Here is a 22,509-nt window from a genome sequence, read left to right as displayed (position 1 = left end):
AAGGTCATCTGAGCATATCCAGGAATAACGGTGCCCGCATTTTCGAACCGCGTTGTGAAAAAAATATTTACGCAACCGTTTGATTAAGCTTTTTAGAGCACAACAAGCTACTTTTAGACAATGATGGCTATGCAAGACGTTGCTACACCAGTCCCAATGATCCTTGATATTGCGGAGGTCCCTTTATTAATTTTAAAACAAAAATTGGGACATCGCTTTTTATGGTTTCCGTTTAGTGAAAGCAACAGGAAATCATACAATAATCTTGCAGTCAGGTAATTAATTGCACATGAAAAAAAGTTTATTATTTATTGCCTTATTGGCCGGGTGTATTGTAAATGCTAATACAGTAAGAGCCCAGGGTAGCAATACTAATGCCGCTCCGTTTGTGATCCCCGCCTTGCGTGAGTGGAAAGGCGGCGTGAATTATTTTGAATGGCCCAATAATGTCAAGTTGGTGGTAGATCCGGCATACAGCAAGGCATTGCTGCCTGTTGCAAAATTATTCGCCGAAGACCTCTGTTCACTCTCGTCTGACATGCATCCAAAAGTTGTCACAGGACAAGCATCGCGGGGTGATGTTTATTTTACGCTTCGCTCAAATGACAGCAGCCTGCCTGCGGAGGGGTACATCTTAGCTATCAGTAATAGTATCCGTATCGAAGCTAAGGATTCCGTCGGCGCTATTTGGGCAACCCGGAGCTTGTTACAGATGTTGGAACAGGATCATGCGCACCATCATATTCCCCAAGGATTGGCCCGCGATTATCCACGCTATGCCGTGCGTGGATTTGTGCTGGATGTTGCACGTAAGTTTTTCACCATAGCGTTTTTAAGAGACTATGTAAAATTCATGTCGTATTACAAGATGAACGATTTTCAAATTCATCTTAGCGATAATGGCTTTAAAGGTTTTTTTGGTGATAACTGGGACAGCACTTATGCGGCTTTCCGATTGGAAAATACGACGTATCCCAACCTCACCGCCAAAGACGGGAGTTACTCAAAAGCAGCGTTTGTCGCATTGCAACAAATGGCCCAACGTTATGGTGTGAACATTGTTCCTGAAATAGATGTCCCCGCGCATTCCCTGGCCTTAAGTAAAGCCGTGCCCGGGATCGGAAGTAAATTGTATGGACAGGATCATCTTGATTTGGATAATCCACTTACCTATACTGTTGTCGATAATGTGTTTAAAGAATATTTACAAGGGCCGCACCCTGTATTCATCGGAAACGAAGTGCATATCGGCACAGATGAATACGCAAAAAAAGAAGCTGAAAAATTCAGGGCATTTACCGATCATTATATCCGTTTTGTTGAAGGCTTCGGAAAAAAAGTTCGCATGTGGGGCTCGCTTACTCATGCGGATGGTACTACGCCCGTGAAAGTTGAAGATGTAACGATGAACCTTTGGTACAACGGCTATGCCGATCCCAAAACCATGTTTGATCTTGGCTACAAAGGGATCAGTACGCCCGACGGCTGGTTGTATATTGTACCGGCTGCAGGTTACTACTACGACTATCTCAACACAAAAAAGCTCTACGAAGAATGGACGCCAAACAGGATTGGCAAAGAAATTTTCGATGAAAATTATCCACTGTTAAGAGGTGGTTCTTTTGCGGTATGGAATGACCATGTTGGAAATGGCATTACAGAAAAAGACGTGCACCATCGCGTGTTTCCGGCTATGCAGGTGTTGTCACAAAAAATGTGGGGTGGAAGCACAAAGCCAATGAGCTATGATGATTTTTCCGTAAAAAGCAAACAGGTAGGAGAAGGCCCGGGACTCAATATATTGGGACGCATTGCCGGCAAAGATTCATTGGTGTTTTCTTTGGATGCGAAAAAGAACGTTGTCAAAATATATAATGCTCACTTTGACAAGACAAAAGAAGCGCTACGTTTAAAAGGAGGTAACAGTTATCTTAAGACAAACATTCCTGGTATTGGTTATGACTATACCGTAAGCTTTTGCATCAACCCATCGAACGATAATTTGCCCGATGCTGTCTTGTTTGCCTCAAATGATGCTGTTGTTATGTTGAACATGCAGGGGAGTGGCAATTTTGGATTTTCCAGGGAAGGATATTCTTATAGCTTTAATTACAAGCTACCTGCTGATATATGGACGCATATCACCATCAAAGGAAATAACAGAGGGACTTCGCTTTATGTAAACGGCGTACTTGCGGAAAAACTGGAAGGTGCCAAAAGAACATTTGCCAACGGCAAGCAGACTGCGAAGGTACAAACGCTGTTCTTTCCTTTACAATACATAGGCTCCGGTAGCAACGCCTGCAAAGCGCAGATCAGTCATCTTGAAGTTTTTAACCGGGAACTGGATGACGAGGTTATTATGTCGATTGCTAAGGAAGTAAAAAATCAAAAGTAAAAAGTCAAAAAAAATAAATGCCTGTCTAACTGTAATCGTAAAAACCACACGAATGGAACCCACCGCTAAAAAATGCTGCAGGCATTCTTTCTTGCTCTGCATTTGAAATTTTTTATAAGGGCAGCAATTTTTCGCCAGTTTATAATGTTATCAAATCAATTATAAGCAGGTTGCTGGAATGGCGCTTATTCACCAGGGGCTATGAATTGCAGTGCCTCATTCAACTGTGCAGTATCAAAATATTTTTCTTCAAATGCAGTGTTGACCAAATGAAGAATCTTGTTTTCAACTTTAACAACGGATTTAATGACGTCAGAATGAGCTACGACGGCGCAGCGACCTATTTTGTTGAAATGCCGGAATCCCCAAATCTCGCCTTCGAGAAATGCTTTCAGGTTCATGTGCCACATCACAGACAGGTTTTCAAACTTTATCAACAGGTTCACATGAGCGGCTCCGTTATTTAGCTTTTCTTCAAAAAGTTGTTTTATCAGGCCGCTGTCTTCTTCTGTAAATGTATCAGTTAATTCAAATGCAAGCGAATTCCCTTTGAATGGTTTGATTTCTTTCAACATGACTTTAGTTTTTACAAGCCTAAAGGTAAATTATTTCAATAGCTGCCTTCAAATGCTGTTAAAAATTCGTTCCAATTGCGTCCACACTATAAACGCAATTGGAACGAAACGAGCCGTTCCTATTTGAAAAAGTTGTTAGTGACAAGGGGTTGTATCATCAGTTGCAACGACAAAAGCCAAGGTTGACAGTCTTAATGGTTGATCGTAATATGTTTTGCATTTGCAAGATTTTGTCGATTATTGTTATTTAAGTTTCGACTAGTGATTGACGTGATATATAGCCTCATCCCAAATGTGCCTGCAGCTCTGGGCAATTTAGAAAGCAAACAGGTCATAAAATAATGTAGCAAACACCGCTATTTATACCTCGTAAAAAAAAGTATCTTGAGGGTATGCGAAAACTACTGCCGGTACTGATCCTCATCTTTACTGTTTTGTCCTATAACGCGCAGGCACAGTCATCCACGAAAAATGACAGCCTGAGAAGTAATATCAACAAGGCAACTACTGATAGCCTTAAAGTCGAAGCCTTGTATGAATATATGAAGGCCAACCTGAACAATAACACATCAGATTTTGAGCCTTATATCCGCCAAATGATTTTTTTGAGTCGGAAAATTAATTTCAAATGGGGGCTAAGTACAGCTTATATCCTTGGGCTGTCTTATCATAAAAATCGTGGAGAGTTTGAGCAGGCTTTGAAATATGCAGACTCTGCAACCTTTGTTACCAAAGGCGATACTGCAGAGAACATGCGAGTCAATATGGGCCATATAGCGCTTAATCGCGGTAATCTTTATTATAATGTTGGCGACTACGAGAGCGCCCTGAAAGACTACTACCAGGCAGAGAAGGTGTTCAGCCAGATACGTCATAAGTCGCTTGCCAGTACCTATAGCAATATCAGCAATTGTTTCATGTCATTGTCCGATCATTCCAACGCAATAACGTATTCCCGGTTAGCTGTTGCCACGGCCAAAAGCTTTGATGATAAAAGGTTGCTGGCCACCGATATGATGAATCTCGCTACCGCCTATATGAATATTAACGACTTTAATGCGGCTGATTCTTTGTTGCATGAAGCCTGGCCCATTGTTGAGCAGTTGAAGAATCTGAAGAGTTTTCATGTGTACTATTACAACATGGGCGATCTGTCGACTTACAAAAAAGATACTCTAACGGCTTTGGGATATTACCGGAAGTCTTACGAATATGCCATGCAAAGTGGGGATGTATGGCAACAGGGGAAAGCCCTCAATCTAATCATCAACTGCCAGTTGGACCTACAACAAAAGGACGTAAAGACAAACATTGACAACCTGTATCTGTTGGCTAAAGAAAATGAAATGGATGATAATAAAGCCGATGCGCTTCAATTCTACTCCAGATGGTACGCTGATAATGGAAATTATAAAGAAGCATATGCATACGAAAAGCAATTTCGAACGATTTCAGACAGCATTTATTCCAACGAGATCAAGGAAAAAGCTTCCTTGATGGATGTGCGTTTTAGGGTTGCCGGGAAAGAGCAGGAAATAAAAGAGTTGACAGCCTCTCAAAAAATACAACAATTGTCAATTCGTCAAAAAAACATCGTTAATTATATTTTTGCCGCAACTACCATTGCTTTAGTCATTATCTCTTTACTTGCTTACAGAAACTATCGACACCGGCAAAAGTTACAGCAGACAAAAATTGACGAACTGGAAACGGAGAAAAAACTTGCTGCTATCGAGGCGGTATTAAAAGGCGAAGAGCAGGAGCGTACCCGCATTGCCAAAGATCTGCATGATGGACTCGGAGGAATGCTAAGCGGAATAAAATATTCGCTGGGCAGTATGAAACAAAATTTAGTGATGACTCCTGACAATGCACAGGCATTTGAAAAAAGTATTGATATGCTGGACAGCTCCATACAGGAAATGCGCCGGGTCGCGCACAACATGATGCCGGAGGTTTTGCTGAAGTATGGGCTGGATACCGCTTTAAGAGAATTTTGTAACGATATCGGCCGGAGCGGAGCCGTCAGCATTAAGTACCAGTCTTTGGGAATGAATGGCGTTGATGTTGAGCAAACAACCGCCATTACCGTTTACCGGATTATACAGGAACTCGTCAACAATGTTCTCAAACATGCTCAAGCGCAAAATTTGCTGGTACAACTCGATTTTGCTAAACAGGAGAATATGCTCGCTATTACCGTGGAGGACGATGGTAAAGGTTTCAATATGGACGCACTGGATCAAAACGGTGGAATGGGATGGAAGAGTATCCAGAACCGGGTGAAGTTTTTAAAAGGTAAGATTGATGTGCAGACCTCGCATGATAAAGGCACCTCTGTAATGATTGAAATTGCTATTTGATCAGCACGAGGATTTTTATAGTGAACGAATAAAGTGAATCAGTTGATTGGAAAAGTGTTTGATGGGAGGAGGTGGTGACTCTTTATTAATTCAATGCCGTTTAATTAAACTGTTTAAAAAAACAAAAGCCTCCCGCTTGTCATCCCTCCTTCGTCGGGATGACAAGCAGTCTTTCTTTCCTGGACATAGCAGCCAAGTAATTGAAAAGTTGCTTAACTAAACAGCATTGCTTTATTAATTGAAATTTTAATTTTTTTGTTGAATAACTTCTTTGCTCATGCCAACCCCTCGAAGCCTCTTTCAACAACAAAGCCGGTAAGTCAAAATCCAGATACCTCATCTTTAGCTGTTTTGACATTACCGGCTGATGGCCTATTCCTCATTAATCCATCACTTAATTATTGTTTAATGATCATCTGCTGTTGTTGTTGATTTTTGTTTTTGTACTGTATTACATATATGCCCCTTGGCAATTTGCTAAGATCAATTTGCATATTGATTGCAGTAGTAGTCAGTTGTTGCATGACTTTACCTTCGATGCTGATGATCTGTATGGTGCCATTTGCTTCAATTCCCTTTACCCGTATGAATTGTTGCGCCGGATTTGGATATACCTGCATCACAAACTCAGTTTCAAACTTCACTTGTTTAATATCCGAGTAGGTAAAGGCTCCGTTGATATCAACCATTTTTAAACGATAGTAATTGATGTTCTGCAGCACTTCGACATCAATGAATTTGTAAAGATGTGTACCGGTGCTGTTTGATGCCGCTACAGTTCCTATATCTTCAAACTGACGGCCATCTGAGCTACGTTGTATTACAAAATGACTTGTGTTGACTTCCTGATCCGTTTTCCATTGCAGCAATGCATTCTTTCCTTGCTCAGTGGCTGCAAATTCAAGCAGATGCAACGGTAGTGCTTCTCCAACACCACTTGTGATTGTAAAAGGAGAGAAACTTGTGTAACCATCCTGCCATTTGCTGTAGTTGCCCAGTGTGTCCGCAACTGCGCCGCCTTTGTTGCCCATTTCCCAAATGGTAGTGAAGTGTGCAGTCCTGGATTGTGCTCTGTCAAATCCCGGAAGCTCATCTGCAGGTTTCCAGAAGAATTCGACTGTTGCATTACTTCCGCCCGGCGTTTCTTCTTCTATGAACCATGTACGATTTACCACATTTGTTTTAACAGTGTCTCCGCTGGTTCCATTGAACAATACATAAGGCACAACGCTTACAGAGAAATCATCCTCCGTTCCTTCATTTTTAATTTTTACAAAATTGCTTTTAAATAGATCAACGCCTACCGGGAAAATATTTTCCTGATCGCTATTGATGAATTTCAATTTTCCTTTACCATTTGTGATCACAAAATGTTCCGGATCGAAATTCTTGATCTTGCCTTTGATAGTGAGATCATAATCGCCCAACACAATCTTACCACCGATCCATCCCGGCAATTGGTCAGGCAGTGCCATCTTCATATCCACATCTGTATTTACGATCAGGTTGCTCTTCATTTTTGCAACAGTTGTGTAAGCCAGTGTATCGTTGTTGTTTAGCGCATCAAACTCCATTGGATAGCAGTTGACGATCTGTGCAATTACTTCACCGTTGTTGGCATCGAATTGCATTTTCCTGCTCACCGTTATGCTTGCTCCTGCGGCCAATGTGAACGGTACGCTGTCGATCGCGGTAATAGAATTATTCGCATCCTTAATCAGGAATCTCACCCATGCACTGCCATCTTTCGCGCCGTTATTTTTGATTGCGTACGAAATAATTACGCTGTCTCCTGCAACAAAACCGGAAGGGTTGAATGTGATGGCACCTGCATGTATTCTGGCCATATCCGGAGCATCGCCTACGATCAATACTCTTGTTGCTTCGTTATTGTTTTCTCTTTCTTCCAATGCGATGTTTGAAGGATCTGCAATGAGTTTCATTGTCTTTACACCCGGTATAAGCGACATGTAATTTGCTGTGGCAGCCACGGTGGTATCTTGTCCCGGTTTCAACGCGTTGATCACTACATCGGCGCCTAATTGAATATCATCCACCATAAACCGCAACACATTTGGCTGAGTGATTTTCAAACCTGCATTTTTCACTGTTCCTACTATCGTGATCGCTTGTCCCGGATTAGGGTTCAGGCTGCTTGGCGAAATGTATTGTGATAAAACTTCAAAGTCTGGATTGCTTTCTACTACTTTCACAAAGAAGCTGCCTTCATTGTTTGTTTCATTGATTTCACAGATCGTATTGGCGGTGTCGACAATGACTTTTACTTCGTACAAACCTGCAGCTGTAAAAGCGTGTTTAAAGGTTGTAAATGATCCAAATGCATCACCCGCTTTGATTACATCAATGCTGTCTGTACCGATCTCTTCATTGTCCAGTAAAAATTTTACAGACACTTTAGTTACGTCGCGATTACCAATATTTCGAACCAATGGATGAAAATCCTGGATGCTGCTGGCTCTTAGTACGACAGGGTTGGATGCTGAACCAACATCTGACGGCAGCATGTTTGGTGAAATGTCTGAGCCCAACTGAATTTGTTTACTGTTATTTGTTTTTGTTGCTTCAACAATGTTGTTATCGATATCTGCCATTACTTCTACTGTTACAGGACAATCATAATCATTCGTGGTAACGGTAAACGCATCAGACGTTACAGTTACACTTCCTGATTCTGCCACACCTGGTACGGCAACCTTATTGCCCACTGCAACACCATTTACCGTAAACTGTACTTTGAATGAACCAGTGGCAATTCCCGTGTTGTTGATGATGGTGGTAAACTTAACTTGTGAACCTACTGACAACGCGGTGTTTGTTGGTTTAACGCTTGTAGCAATCAAATCTGGTTTTGGAACATTAATTCTTGTTTCAAACACATTGTTATCTTCATTGTCTTCAATTACAGCTTTGTCAACATCTGTTACGATGCGGAAGAAATGATCGCCCGGTAACATTGCTGGATCGTCGAAGGTTAACGTAGTTGATGTTTTTCCCGATAAAGAACTTACTATATATTCTTTCAACAATACTCTTGCGCCACCGCTTATGGAATCCAGTAACTGTACTTTGTGTGGGCCGGCATCACCACATTTAATATTCGCGTCAGCAAAAGTAAAGCTGGTGAATTTTGTTTGCTGGAAGTTCTGAATGGTAAGATCCGGATCGGTGCTTTCCGCTATCATTGTTACCGAACCTCCACCGCCCATTGGTTCAAAGACACCCTTATAGAACGCACCAGGTATTTCGAAGAACTCATTGTATACGTAGCTTTGCTCTGCCGTGATTTCGTTCGGACCGCTTTTATCCAATGTGATGAATATAGGGAAGGTCTTTACTTCACCCGGACTAGTTGTGCCGTCTACGCTCCAGAAGGTCTCTATCAGCTTACCATTATGGAACACACGCACCGTGTCCTTCAATATCTGATCCCATGCGTTCCAAAAGTTGCTTAGGTTTCTTGCCCGGTAAGATACTGTCACATTAACTTGTCCGGTTGTGCCCACTTTCTTCGAACATGGTGCATTGCTAAAGGTTGACGCCATTACAACACCTGGTTGAGGTACGATGTTACAAGGTTTTGTTGGGCAAGCTACATTTACATTAACTGTAGTTGGGTTGCTGGTAAATGTGAAGTCTGTAACGGTAACCTGGTAAGTGATCGTGCCGCCACATGCTACGTTTTGCAACAGGTAGCTGTAGTTTCCGTTTGCATCTGTGGTAGTTGTAAATGTTTCTGTACCTATCTTAATATCTACTTCGCCACCCGCAACACCTTGCGGCACTGCTGTTCCATAGTATACAGCGGAACCTGTGATCAACACTGCAGTTGGGCAACTTTGTACGGTAGCCGCTGAAGTAATGTTGATGCCTCCCGGCAATATTACATGACCCACTGTTACGGGACGAATAGCATAGTTGTTCAGTATGTTGGATTCGCCGAGTGTGTTGCTGCTATCGATCCAAACTTTAATAGGATAGAAGCCATCTGTTGCAAAAGAAAATACTTTGCTGATGGTCGCGCTGCTGAATTTTTCTACAACCGGAATCGTGCCACTGCCTATTAAAATGGTGTCTCTGTAAAATTTAATCGGAACATTCGTTGCTGTGTAAGCACTGCTGTTAGTGATGTTCGCTGTTACCGTGAATGGTTCACTAACCGCCGGATTGTTTTTGCTGAATGAAATATCATTTGCAAAAATTTTCAGATCAAGTAATTCGTATGTAATGATTGGCCCGGCTTTGTAACCGAAGTTGGATGAGTTGCCGTGATCATCCGTTGCAAAGAATTGGTAGCCCAGGGTGTTGGTGAAATTGGGATGCTCAACCGTAAGTGTGTAGGTAACACCATTTACATAATCGGTACTGGCACCATCCTGGTTCATGGTATACATGCCTTCGCCTGCATCATCAAAATCTCCGTCGCCATTTCTGTCGATGCCAACTTTGGGGAAATCGGTAGCAGGTGGGCGATTGTCGGCGGATTTATAGACGATCTTATAAGTGTACATTCCCGTTTGTCCGGCTTCTGCGCTTACTCCACGTGTGCCGCCAAAAGGCGCAATGGAGATGAAAGACAATGACGGAGCGGCTCCCGGTACATAGCCGGAACCTGATAACTGCGTAGTAACAGAATCAATACCCGGAGTGGATGATACTATTTTCAACTGACCTACAAAACTGCTTATCAATGACGGTGTAAATGTTACCGGCAAGGTAATAGAGCTATTTACAGGAATCGTTGTGCCTGGTGTAAAGGTCACACCAAACGCGGTATTGCTGCTCACTACATTACTAAGTGTTGCAGTAATATTACCTGTGTTTCTTATGCTGAAAATGAATGTAGATGGGGCGCCTGTTGCTACTGCACCAAAATCATGACCGGCGGCTGGATCTATTGTCCATGATGGAATTTGCGTAGCGCCCTGTCCTTTAACGGCTACTTTAAAGGCATCACCAGATGTATGGATCACGATGGTGTCGCTGTACGCAATGGCATTGGTTGGTGTAAAACTTACCCTGATCGTATCTGTCTTTCCTGCTGCAATGGTAACAGTGCCAGTGATGTTTGTGGTGAAAGGAACTGTGGCATCGACACTGTTAATGGTTTGGTTTGTAGCGCTCGCGTTCGTTACTACAATGTCTTTTGTTATGGTTGTATTGACCGGAACTACCGAGAAATTAAGAGAATCCGGAGCTAACGATAGCAAGCCCACCGCAAATTTTTTCCATGCAGTTATACTCCAATTGCCTTCCTGGTTTTTTGTCCGGATAAATAAGTTGTGATCGCCGCTTGCTAATGATGATGTGTTAATTGATGCGGTAATGTTGTTGAGATCGGTTCCCGCTGCAATCGTAATGCTTTGTCCATTGCCTGTTCCGGGATCGGTATCAATAAAGTATTCTGCAGCAATAATGTTCAGTGGAGGAGTAGGTACAACCGGGTAATAGTAGTCTGCATTGATAATAAAATCCTTTACGTTGGTGATGCTCCAACGGCCCTCGTTGTTTTTACTGCGAATATATAACCTGTGCGTGCCGTTGCTTAGTCCGGTGGTATTTACAGAGGCATTGATGTTATTGAGGTCGACGCCTGCAGCGATGGAGATAGCCTGGCAGCTGCCCACACCGGGATCTGTATCAATAAAGTATTCAACGGTAATAATGTTTTGTGGTGTTTGAGGCGTAACGGGATATGTAAAATCTGCATTGACGATAAAATCTCTCACGTTTGTAAGGCTCCAAAAACCTTCGTTGTTTTTACTGCGGATATAAAGCCTGTGTATACCGTTTGAAAGTCCTGCTGTGTTTGTTGCTACCGCAAGATTCGAAATTTCTGTACCGGCCGCAACGGCAATGGCAGAGCCGCTTCCAAGGCCCGGATCGGTATCGAAGAAATATTCTGTGGCTACAATATTTTGCGCAGCAAGAGGCGCCGGAGCATACGTAAAATCAAAATTCACAATAAACTCTTTCACACTTGTCAGGCTCCAGCGACCTTCATTGTTCCTGCTGCGGATGTACAACCTGTGCGTGCCATTGGATAAGGTGGCTGTGTTAATGGTGGCTGGTATATTGCTAAGATCCAAACCTGCTGAAATTGTAATAGGTGTTCCGCCGCCGTGGCCCGGATCGGTATCTATAAAATATTCTGCTGCTACAATATTTTGCGCAGCGGCTGGTGGCGCGGCATACACAACATTTGCGTCATACAGAAAATCTTTCATAGCTGTAATGCTCCAAAATCCTGACGCATTTCTCGTGCGCAGGTAAAGCCGATGCAGGCCATTGCTTAAACTGTTTACGTTAATGGTGGCGGCAAGATTGCTAATGTCAGTAGCCGCTGTAACGCTTGTGGGTGTTGCATTTCCGGGGCCGGGATCTGTGTCTATAAAGTATTCCGCTGCAACTATATTCTGCAAGGCTGAGGGAGCTGGGGGATATGCCGGATCTTGCGCGTAACTGCAAGCCGCAATAACCAACAATAATATGGCGTAAAAATATTTGGTCATTACTTTGGTTTTTTAGGTCGCTGTTGGTTATTGTTGGCATGATCCAACCAGTTCGCCGTTGTGATTGCGGCAAAAATGACTCCATGAAGAAGACAACGTGGCGTTGTTGACCTTCTCCGATGGATTTTTGTAACAGCGGTGTTGTTTGTTAAAACCGTTACTAGTTATTGTTCCTCGTGCTAAAAGTTATGTTCATGGTTGCACTCCCTGATGGGATGGAGGTAGGCACAGTCAATGTATAAATGGAAGGGATATTGGGAATGCCTGAAAGCCTGTATGGATCGGTTGCGCCAAATGCGCCCATGTCCGGGTTAACAACCGAGCCCACCGTGAGGCCGGTTCCTTTGGCGGGAGAGCCTGCTTTAAGCGCTACACGACTGTCAAGGCTGCCGGTGGTGCCAGCGACATATACAGTGTTCATATCAACATTCACTATGTTTCCAGTTGCTGTGCCGGACAATGTTTGATTGGCCTGAAACAAGTTGTTTTTAACAGTACTGTTGGTGAAAGTACAGGCAGCATAGGTTCCGAAAATATTATTTGCGATGTAGGTATTTAGCAACACAACACCATATGCGCTGCTGTAAATACTGTTGTTTCTAAAAAGATTTCCGGACCCTGTTAATTGATCGATCGCTATGTTGCAATAGCCGTAAAAGATATTGTTTTCACAAACAAAGTTGGTAATGGTTACGCTAGCCGCATTGCTGATACCATTGTTTAAGAAAAAGCATTTCCTGAGCGTTATTGCATCATTGATGCCGCTTTCAAAATAAACATTGCCTGTAAAACCAACTCTTTCAAAAGTTACATTACTGGCGCCATTAAAGTATGCCGCTGTTAATGTAACACCGATGAATTTGGAACCGTTGGCACCTGCATTCAAACGAAAAAATCCTAAACGGCTATCTATTGTTAAAACCTGCAGACCGCTATTGCCCGGTGCGTTTGTATTGGCTGGGTCCAGCAAATAACCAGGCCCAATGAAAGTAAGCCTTTTGCTAATCGTCATACTGTTGGTTACGTAATCGGTAACGCTTGGCTCAATATACAAGCTGTCACCATCTGTTACGCTCGCGCTGTTTACTGCATCGTAAATACTGGTGTAATTCGCGTTTACACCAGCATTGTTGTTGATTCTCCAGCTTTTGGCAAATGAGATAGAGGTTATTGATAATCCGGTTAGGAGGAGGAAAAAATATTTCATTGTGTTTCGTTTAGAATGTAAAAATATTTTTTAGCGAAGCGGAATCATATCCCTGAAAAACATGAATTTCAAATACAGGAACGCATATTTTCAATTTTCCATTAATGAAAAATCATGGAAAAAAGGGATGGTGCGGAGGAAAGCTTTGCGGTTTATTTGTAAAGTGGGAGTAAAAAGTTATTTTACCAATGCGGTTGACTTTTGACTTTCATTTTAGCTACTTTATAAAACAGAAAATATCCTGCATTATACTTTGATAGGAAGTGCCATTATATTACTGATCATTTTCACACTTTCTTACCTCAACTGCAAGCAAAAGCTACAGCGGCAGCGGATTGCAGAACTGGAAACTGAAAAGAAACTCGTAGCTGCGGAAGCAGTGCTTAAAAGTGAAGAGCAGGAGAGAACCCGCCTGGCGAAGGACCTTCACGACGGATTGGGAGGAATGTTGTCGGGCATTAAATACTCATTTCAAACTATGAAAGAGAACCTTATAATGACACCCGAAAACATGCAGTCGTTTGAGCGCAGCATGGATATGCTGGATAGTTCCATCAGAGAAATTCGACGTGTGGCGCATAACATGATGCCTGAGTCCCTGGTGAAATTTGGTTTGGATGCAGCGTTGAAAGATTTTTGCAATGAGATCAACCAGAGTGGTACATTGAAAGTCAGTTATCAGTCGTTTGGATTAGCAGATCAGTCGATTGATCAAATGGTGTCCATTACCATCTATCGCATAGTCCAGGAGTTGATTAATAACACCATAAAACACGCTGCTGCCACTAAAGCTATCGTGCAGGTAACAGAAGCCGATGGTACCATTTCAATTACCACCGAAGATGATGGGAAAGGATTTGATACCAATATTCTTCAAAATGCAAAAGGGATCGGCTGGAGTAATCTTCTAAACCGGATAGCGTTTCTGAAAGGCAAGCTGGATGTTCGTTCTGAGGAAGGCAAAGGAACATCTGTTCATATAGAAATAAACAACAACTAATGGCAATTTCTATTTTTATTGTTGACGATCATTACATGGTGATAGAAGGAATTCATTCATTATTTCATCATGAAAAGAGTGTGGAGTGGCTGGGGCATGCCACCAATGCTGCGTCTTGCCTTGCATTTTTAAAGCAGCAATTGCCCGATATCATTTTACTTGACATTAATCTCCCGGATAAAAGTGGTATTGATCTTTGCAAGGAAATTAAAACATTATACCCGACTGTGTGTGTGATCGGACTAAGCACTTTTAACCAGCAAAGTTTTATTGAGAAGATGATGGCAAACGGTGCTTCGGGCTATGTGCTTAAGAATGCAACGCAGAAGGAGTTAATGGATAGCTTCGAAACCGTGATGAAAGGAAGAGCCTATCTCTCACACGAGGTTGCACAAATGTTGCGTAGCCACGAAGCAACGGATGATGCACCGGTACTTACACGCCGTGAGAAGGAAGTACTGGAGTTGATTGCAGAAGGTTTGACAAACAATGAAATGGCTGAAAAACTTTTTGTAAGTGCCTCCACCATTGATACGCATCGAAAAAATTTACTGATGAAGCTCAATGCAAAAAATACCGCAGAACTTGTGAAGTTGGCAATTGTAAAAAAACTGATTTCGTTTTCGTAAAAAGAACTTATTGACGACACTTCCAATAAAACAGAGACCGGTTTGTGTTTGTTTTGTAGCTTAAATTTGAACAACTGTTTTAGGCATTTGAGAAATATTTTAAAAGATTAATTGGTATGGCAAAAACTGGGGCAATATTCGTAGATACATCGTCGATAATTATAGATGAAAGTGTTTATGAAACGATAATGAATACTCTTTTGAATAACGGCTGGGCTATCAATGACGAATTTTCATACATGGTTGATGGTACTTATGATTTTCAATCCACCAATCGTCAAAATTTTGGGCAGGTGTTTCGGTTAGTAAAAAATAGCATATCCAATGGCAAAGAATGCTTTATTAGTTTGTCTCACCAAGACAATGTATCGATCGCGGTAGAGGTCACTTATCTGAATTCAAAATCAATAATGTTTTCAATTGTAGAAGATTCTGTTACTTTAAAAAATATGAAAGTGACTGACTTTTCATTTTATATTGAAAGACTAGCAAGTATATTCGAGGTGATTGATTTTAACAGAATAAAATGTATTTATGATTAATTAATATTAGCATGTACTGTTCGCTCAACGTTGTAATAGAATGAGCTACCATATTCTCGCTATCCTTTCCAGATCATCCAAAAACCGGTTCGAAAACTGTCCAGTGAGGTCGACTGGGAAAGTTCGATGAGTAATTCTCAACGGACTTTTTTATTTTGCAAAAGCTAATACCACAACAATTGCAGTTGAAATATTATGATTAAAGAAAACGATAAATTTAAGGTTATTGGTGTTTTGATATTTTTTTGTCTAATTCTCTTTTCTTGTGGGTACAGCAAAGAAGATGCAGAAAAATATTTACCAGGTAAATATTTTTATGAAATTCCTTCTGGTGAAATTCAGACACTTAAGATAAATTCAGATTTTACGTTTAAGCAAACAATATATTCTAAGAACAAAAAAAATGTTTTGTATGAAAATATTGGGAAGATGTATGTAGATGGGGACGAAATAAAATTTAGAAATTGGTTGGAATGTTATGAGCTTGCAGATCAAAAAATGCTATTCAAACCATATAATGCATATGCCACCGGAATTTATTGGATAAAGCCGAAGGGGGATGAAGGTGTTCAAATTGTTAAATTTGATCAAACTAACTATATTTTTAAAAAGAGAGACTTGTCTAACTGATAGATATTTAGTGTAGCAAATGAAAGTTGTGTACCTGCGTCTTACCGCTAATGTATCCTCGCTATCTTTTCCAAATCATCGGTAAACCGGTTCGAAAACTGTCCAGAGAGGACGACTGAGGGAGGTTCAGCGAGTAATTCTCAACGAACTTTTTATTTTACAAAAGATATAAATTTTAAAGCTTTAAAATGAAAATTGAGGCTATTGCGAATATCGATAATAAGATTTTTGATTGCAGTGGTGATTTAGAAATTCATTCGGTAAAAGGTCCTCAAGCATATGTGACTTGGACTCTTTGTTCTGGTGATATTCTGGTAGCATCAAAATCGGCTAATTACTTTGTGGGTCGTAATTACAACGAATTAGAATTAATCCAAAAGATTGTTAATGGTATTGAAAATTATAGAATAGGTAGGAGGAAAATTTTTAATCATGTTATTGTCAAGTAGATTTCCTTACACATCTTGGTTCTTAGCCGGCTTAAGCTATAAATATTCTCGCTATCCTTTCCAAATCACCAATAAACCGGTTCGAAAACTGTTCAGTGAGGACGACAGAGACGATACGTTTTTCGAACCACGTTATAGATGATTTGTCAAGGATCAACAAATTACTGTCTGGGATGTAATTTGAAAAACAGTAGTAACTGTCTCCTTTTAGGCGGTTGATTTACAATCGGATAAAAGAGGTTATTGGCGTCTGAATTTCCAAATGGATGTTGAACTAATTCATTCGGGCTCAGTCCGCCTTTTTGTTTAAATATACGCGGGTGTTTAAATCCAAGTTCATATCCGATCACACTCACAGTTTTTTATTGCTAAACACGCAGTTAATAAGGCTGGACATAGCCTTGTCCAAGCATTGCAATCGGGCATTTGGATTTTTCGAAAGCATGGTCTAATAAAGCGGTTGATAAAGTATTAGCCGTGTCATGCACAAAACACGTAATGGGTACATGCTATGAAATGTACTCAATCGTTTGCGTAAGTTTTTCTCTTTCTTCTATAAGGATTACATATTTTACTAAATAATAGATTGCTAACTTTAGTAAATGATAGATCGCTAACTTTCATTACTATAGGTTTGGCTATCTATTACTTAACAAAATCGATTTGCCAACTTAAACTAATTGCCATGTTGAAAGCAAAGAAAAAAAGGCCGTCCCCCGGGCTTTATATGATGTGCTTTGAAAAAAAATATCTTATCTGTACAAAGCAAAGTCAACAAATTACTCAATTTTTTAAGCGAAGTTTCTCTCTGGGTATTGCTATTTTTTTACTGATGGCGGTACAAACTTTTGCGCAGCAAACAACGAAAACTGTGCGGGGAACAGTTCGTAATGAAAATGGACAAGCCATGTCTAACGTTTCTGTAATCGTGAAGGGCCTCGCAAAAGGAACTACTACAGATACTGCGGGGCATTATATTTTGTCAGTTAATGGAGATGCAACACTTGTATTCTCTTACGTCGGGTTTGCGCCTGTAGAAGAAAAAGTAAATAACCGGACAAATATTGATGTTGCCATTAAGGAGTCGGGCAAGAATATTGACGAGGTAGTTGTTATTGGCTATGCTACCGTTAAAAGACGTGATCTGACAGGATCAGTAGCTTCAATAGGTGGAAAAGAACTTGCAGGCGTTCCTGTTCCCAATATTGCCCAGGCTATGCAAGGTAAAATGGCCGGGGTTAATGTTACTACACAGGATGGCCGTCCCGGTGGAAGCGTTAATGTTCGTGTTCGTGGTGGAACGTCTATATCGCAAAGCAACCAGGCTTTAGTGTTGATCGACGGTATGCCCGGCAACTTAAATGATATTCCTTCCGACCAGGTGGAAAGTGTCGATGTCTTAAAAGATGCTTCGGCTTCCGCCATTTATGGATCACGCGGAGCTAATGGTGTAATCCTTGTAACTACAAAATCGGCCAAAGCCGGCAGAACTTCGTTAAGCTATAGTGGCTATGCTAAAATCAACACGCCTGTTAAATATTTAGAGGCCCTGAAGCCTTACGATTATTTACAGTATGTATGGGCCAATGCTGCCGCCAATGGGGCTTCTTATCAAACTCCATTTGAACAATTGTATGGTTTGGGTGCCAATGCCGGAGCGAATACAGGCGGTATTGAAAGTTATAAAAGTTTAGCGTCGGATGACATTCAAAAGGATGCTTACAGTCAATCAACATCCTGGAACCATGCGCTTACACTTACCGGTGGTACCGACAAAACAAAAATATTATTTGCTGCTACTTATACTGATGATCAGGGTATGAAGCTGCAGTCATATCAGAAAAGAGCAACGGCACAATTCAAGATAAATCAAAAGGTATTTAATAATGTTACATTCGATCTGAATATTCGTTATGCAAACATCAATACGCTTGGCGATGAATCAGTTATAAGCGGTGGTGGTTCAATACTTTCTTCAGCCTATCAATTCAGGCCAATTGCAACCAATCATATTTTAGGCAATCTTGGTGCCTTAACAGCAAGCAATAACATATCGCAATACGGCAAAAACGTTTTGTGGGATAGCTATAGCCCGGTTGCCCGTATAAGTGATTATGACCCGCTTACGATTAACGACAATTTTGTTGGTATTGCGGGATTAAACTGGGAAATAATTAAAGGCTTGAATTTTCATACTGAGTTTAACGGTAGTAAAAGTTGGAACCAGCGTAAGTATTGGTCCGGGGCAATCTATAATGCGGGATATACCGATGATCAGGGTAATAAGTTGTTTGCAGGGAATGCTGACTATCGCAAAAACGACAGCTGGGGAACCCGTTGGGCAAATACTTTGAGTTATGATTTTAAATTACCGGTAAACCATAAATTGAATTTATTAGTCGGTACGGAAGTATTTAATTCAGGCGGCACAGGACTGACAGTAACATCCACTAAATTCCCTTCAAATTTCACTAAACAAACAGCTTTTGCCCAAATCCAGAATGGTACTCTTACGACTACTTCCAGCGTAAATACGCCCGATCGTCTTAATTCTTATTTCGGAAGATTAACGTACAACTATAAAGAGAAATATTTCCTTACGGGAACATTTCGTGCTGATGGATCATCTAAGTTTGCTGGTGATAATCGCTGGGGTTATTTTCCGGGAGGTGCTTTCGCCTGGAGAGCATCGCAAGAGGATTTCCTGAAAAATGTAGATTGGGTTAACGAACTAAAACTTAGAGTAGCTTATGGTGCTGTTGGTAACAATAATATTCCTTCAGGTGTAACTACACAATCATGGGGTTCTGTAACTGACGCAAGAAGTCAATACGCCAGTAACCACGTTATTTTGCCTACTTACCAGTTAAGTACGCCTACTATTTTGTCAAATCCTAATTTGAAATGGGAAACAACCGTAACGCGTGATATTGGTACCGATTTCTCTTTGTTTGGTAACAAACTATCGGGTACCGTAGACGTATATTGGAACAGTACTAAAGACGTGTTGCTGCAAACCACTATTCCGGGTATTACGGGTTTTACCTATACTTATGACAATATTGGGCAAACAAGCAATAAGGGAATAGAAATATCACTTTTAGGAACACTTGTACAAAACCATGATTGGAGGGTTATGGTTGGGGGTAACATTACTTTCAATAAAAACAATGTAGATAAGTTGGCTGATAATGTAACGGGTCTGTATGGTTCCGGCTGGAATGGCACTGCAACTTATCCCGCATTTGATTATCAACTTATCGTTGGCCAATCTGTTGGTTTGGTACGTGGTTTAGTGTACAATGGCTTTTATACACCGGCCGATTTTACTTATAATAATGGCGTGTACACTTTAAATAAAGACGTGCCTGATTTAACCAGTGTTTCAGGTGGTGTAATACATGGCATTACGACAGGTCCAGATCGTCCTACAGGGCAAATTGCCTACCCCGGTTTACCAAAATACAAAGATCTGAATAACGATGGGAAGATTGATGATAAGGACCTTGGTATCATAGGGCATACCACCCCTAAGGTTACAGGCGGTTTTAATATTAATGTTACGTGGAAAAGTTTCGACCTGGGCATGAATTTTAATTACAGCGTAGGTAATGACGTGTATAATGCAAATAAATTAATATCATTATTCGGACCTAAAGAAGCGGGTGTTTATCAAAATAAGCTTGCCATCATGGCCAATTCCTACAAGATATACAATGTTGTTAACGGACAACTGGTTCGCTTAAAAACACCTGACGACTTTAATGCGGCCAATACCAATGCCAATCTACCTCTGTCTTACAGTGAAACAGGCGTAACATCTACTCTGGGCATTGAAGATGGATCGTTCCTGCGTTTTAATACATTTACTGTAGGATATACTGTTCCTAAATCTTCACTGGCAAAAATTCATGTAAACAATTTGCGTGTATTCAGTAGCATTTACAACGTATTTACGATTACCAGTTACAAAGGTCTGGACCCTGAAGTTGGAACTAACGACAATGCGAATAGCTCTGTATATCCAACCACAGGATTTGATTATGGAGCCTATCCACGGGCACGCTCGTTTGTTTTTGGTGTAAATGTTAATTTTTAAGCTATTAAAAACACAACAATGAAATCGTATATAAAATATATTGCCATAGTTGTTTTCTGTGTGTCTTTTACACAGTGTAAAAAAACATTTTTGGATGTAACATCTCCTTCCAGTGTAGACGATAATTTTGTTACATCAACACCTTCAGAAACGTTTAAATCACTATCCTGGTGCTATGCCAATTACAGGCAAAACTGTATTATGGGTGTATATCGCTGGAACGACCCCGTAGGTTCAGATGCAGAATATTATCCTGAGGATGGTTCTACCAACAATCTTAATGCTATTGGCCGCTCAGATCAATTAGGTATTGATGCGGTTGCAACAGGGTTTAATTCGCTTTACCAGACACTTGCCCTAGCTACCAGGTTAGCTAATGTTATTGCAACAAAAGATCAATATAAAGCAGATGTTGCGGCTAATAAAACTACGGACTGGACTCAACTATATGGCGAAGCAGTAACCATGAGAGCATTTTGTTACTTTCAATTGGTAATGCATTTTGGAGATGTACCTTATGGTTATGAAAATAGTGGTGCTGATAACTATACATTAAGCTCACGCTTCGCTATTTATGATAGCCTGATAAACGGACTTATAAAAGTTGAGCCGTTAATGTACAGTATAGGGCAGGGTGGCATTAACCAGGAACGTATGTCCCGTACATTCTGTGATGCGTTGATAGGACAAATGGCACTTTTTTCCGGCGGTTACCAAACCATACGTACAGATGTTCCCAATCTATACGGCAGTGTAACCTTCACCAATAAAGGTAATACAGCCAATAATTGTGTGTATACACGCCGCACAGATTATCTTACATATTACCAAACGGCCAAGACATACTTGCAGAAAGCCATTGATAACAAAGGAACATCAGGTTTAATTACTACCGACACAAGAGGGCTGGCTAACACTAACAATCCATTCCAGCGCCATTTTCAGTACTTTAATGATTTAGCTGTAAGTCCTGAATCATTACTGGAAATAGCAAATCTAAACGGTAATACACAACTGGCAACTACCAGCGAATATCCATATGCTTTTGGCAGACCATCAGATGGTGGTAGTGCTAATGCTGCACCTAATAAGGTATTTGCTGCCCTTCGTGTTATTCCTACTATTTATTATGGGGAATTTGAGAATGCCGACCACAGAAGAGATGTTAGCGTAGCTGTTACCGGAAGTAACGGCGATGGCAACGAAAAAATGCTGAGTTTTGTACCCGGCAGTAAATCTCAGGGAGGTTTATCGATAAATAAGTGGGATGATAATCGCATGAATCCTCCTTATGTCGCAGCTCAAAGAAACTCTGGTATAAATTGGCATATATTAAGAATGGCAGATGTTATTTTAATGTTGGCTGAAGTAAAAGCAGAATTAGGTGAAAGTGACGCAGTTACTTTGGTTAATCAAATAAGGGCAAGGGCTTTTGGAAATACATTACATAATATAAACGTAACAGGCCAGGCATTAAAAGACGCGATACTCCAGGAACGTAAACTGGAATTGCTTGGCGAGGGTACACGTCGTTGGGATATGATTCGCTCTGGTACTTATTCTGAAAGGGCCATAGCAGTTCAACAACAAATGGCTGCAGTAATTAATGGCATTAAAACACAGGGCTATTATCATTTTGCCAATGGTAATGATTTCCCTGCCTATATATGGATTAAAAAAGTTGCTCTGACAAATCCATTAACCTATGACTGTGCTTCTACAGATACCCTTACTAATCCTGCTGCTTTTCCGGCATGGAGAGGGCAGTATAATTACAAATCAATTGCGGCAGTAGCAAGTAAAGTAGTTGGTACTACCTATAACGTAGCCATACAAGGATTGTTCCGCTATATTAACCCCACAAGTGCAGAAGCTACTGCCTTGCAAGCCCAGGGATATGTTAAGACAAACTGGGGTATAGATATGGCCAATGCTACTATTGTATATCAAAGAAACATACTTTCAGGTATTACATCAGCAGGAGACCCGCCAAGAATATACTGGCCAATTCCTTCTGAAACGATTAGTAAATCGAAAGGTAAGGTTTCAAACGGCTATGGTTTAGCAAACTAAGAAGTTATCATTTC

12 protein-coding genes are annotated in these 22,509 nt (G+C 40.9%); 9 read left to right on the top strand and 3 right to left on the bottom strand.

The genetic code is table 11. The features are described 5' to 3' along the window. Positions 1 to 289: 289 nt before the first annotated feature. Positions 290 to 2,398: a family 20 glycosylhydrolase gene (locus QJ048_RS12915; protein ID WP_282334780.1), complete on the top strand. Its 2,109-nt coding sequence runs from the start codon at positions 290 to 292 to the stop codon at positions 2,396 to 2,398. A gap of 185 nt (positions 2,399 to 2,583) precedes the next feature. On the opposite strand, the gene QJ048_RS12910 is transcribed toward QJ048_RS12915, so the two are convergent. Then, complete coding sequence (locus QJ048_RS12910; protein WP_282334779.1) at positions 2,584 to 2,973, bottom strand: SpoIIAA family protein; 390 nt, start codon at positions 2,971 to 2,973, stop codon at positions 2,584 to 2,586. 392 nt (positions 2,974 to 3,365) lie between these two features. On the opposite strand from QJ048_RS12910, the gene QJ048_RS12905 reads away from it, so the two are divergent. Then, positions 3,366 to 5,336 carry a tetratricopeptide repeat-containing sensor histidine kinase gene (locus QJ048_RS12905; RefSeq protein ID WP_282334778.1) on the top strand — a complete coding sequence of 657 codons (1,971 nt, stop codon included), beginning with the start codon at positions 3,366 to 3,368 and terminating at the stop codon, positions 5,334 to 5,336. A 398-nt stretch (positions 5,337 to 5,734) separates the two neighbouring features. Here the strand turns inward: QJ048_RS12905 and QJ048_RS12900 are convergent, their stop codons facing one another. Further along, the gene (locus QJ048_RS12900) at positions 5,735 to 11,866 is read right to left on the bottom strand and encodes a CARDB domain-containing protein (RefSeq protein WP_282334777.1); all 6,132 of its coding nucleotides are present in this window, start codon (positions 11,864 to 11,866) and stop codon (positions 5,735 to 5,737) included. Between the two features lie 160 nt (positions 11,867 to 12,026). Further along, positions 12,027 to 13,073, bottom strand: a complete 1,047-nt coding sequence (locus tag QJ048_RS12895) for a hypothetical protein (RefSeq protein ID WP_282334776.1) — start codon at positions 13,071 to 13,073, stop codon at positions 12,027 to 12,029. A 253-nt stretch (positions 13,074 to 13,326) separates the two neighbouring features. On the opposite strand from QJ048_RS12895, the gene QJ048_RS12890 reads away from it, so the two are divergent. From QJ048_RS12890 to QJ048_RS12860, 7 genes are all read left to right on the top strand, one after another. Beyond that, on the top strand, positions 13,327 to 14,073 hold the full coding sequence (locus QJ048_RS12890; RefSeq protein ID WP_282334775.1) for a sensor histidine kinase: 747 nt from the start codon (positions 13,327 to 13,329) through the stop codon (positions 14,071 to 14,073). Beyond that, the gene (locus QJ048_RS12885) at positions 14,073 to 14,702 is read left to right on the top strand and encodes a response regulator (RefSeq protein ID WP_282334774.1); all 630 of its coding nucleotides are present in this window, start codon (positions 14,073 to 14,075) and stop codon (positions 14,700 to 14,702) included. The genes QJ048_RS12890 and QJ048_RS12885 overlap by 1 nt, the downstream gene beginning before the upstream one ends. A 116-nt stretch (positions 14,703 to 14,818) precedes the next feature. Beyond that, the gene (locus tag QJ048_RS12880) at positions 14,819 to 15,244 is read left to right on the top strand and encodes a hypothetical protein (protein ID WP_282334773.1); all 426 of its coding nucleotides are present in this window, start codon (positions 14,819 to 14,821) and stop codon (positions 15,242 to 15,244) included. A gap of 195 nt (positions 15,245 to 15,439) precedes the next feature. Further along, positions 15,440 to 15,874: a hypothetical protein gene (locus tag QJ048_RS12875; RefSeq protein ID WP_282334772.1), complete on the top strand. Its 435-nt coding sequence runs from the start codon at positions 15,440 to 15,442 to the stop codon at positions 15,872 to 15,874. A 188-nt stretch (positions 15,875 to 16,062) separates the two neighbouring features. Continuing rightward, positions 16,063 to 16,323, top strand: a complete 261-nt coding sequence (locus tag QJ048_RS12870; protein ID WP_282334770.1) for a hypothetical protein — start codon at positions 16,063 to 16,065, stop codon at positions 16,321 to 16,323. A gap of 685 nt (positions 16,324 to 17,008) precedes the next feature. Continuing rightward, positions 17,009 to 20,422 (top strand): SusC/RagA family TonB-linked outer membrane protein, encoded by a 3,414-nt coding sequence (locus QJ048_RS12865; protein WP_282334769.1) that lies wholly within the window; start codon positions 17,009 to 17,011, stop codon positions 20,420 to 20,422. An 18-nt stretch (positions 20,423 to 20,440) separates the two neighbouring features. After that, positions 20,441 to 22,495, top strand: coding sequence for a RagB/SusD family nutrient uptake outer membrane protein (locus QJ048_RS12860; RefSeq protein ID WP_282334768.1), 2,055 nt, complete (start codon positions 20,441 to 20,443; stop codon positions 22,493 to 22,495). The last annotated feature ends 14 nt before the right edge of the window (positions 22,496 to 22,509 follow it).

The organism is Pinibacter soli, from assembly GCF_029961145.1.
Classification (GTDB): Bacteria; Bacteroidota; Bacteroidia; order Chitinophagales; family Chitinophagaceae; genus Pinibacter; species Pinibacter soli.
Note: the sequence above shows the minus strand (reverse complement) of the source record. Positions and strands in the feature narration are given on the sequence as shown.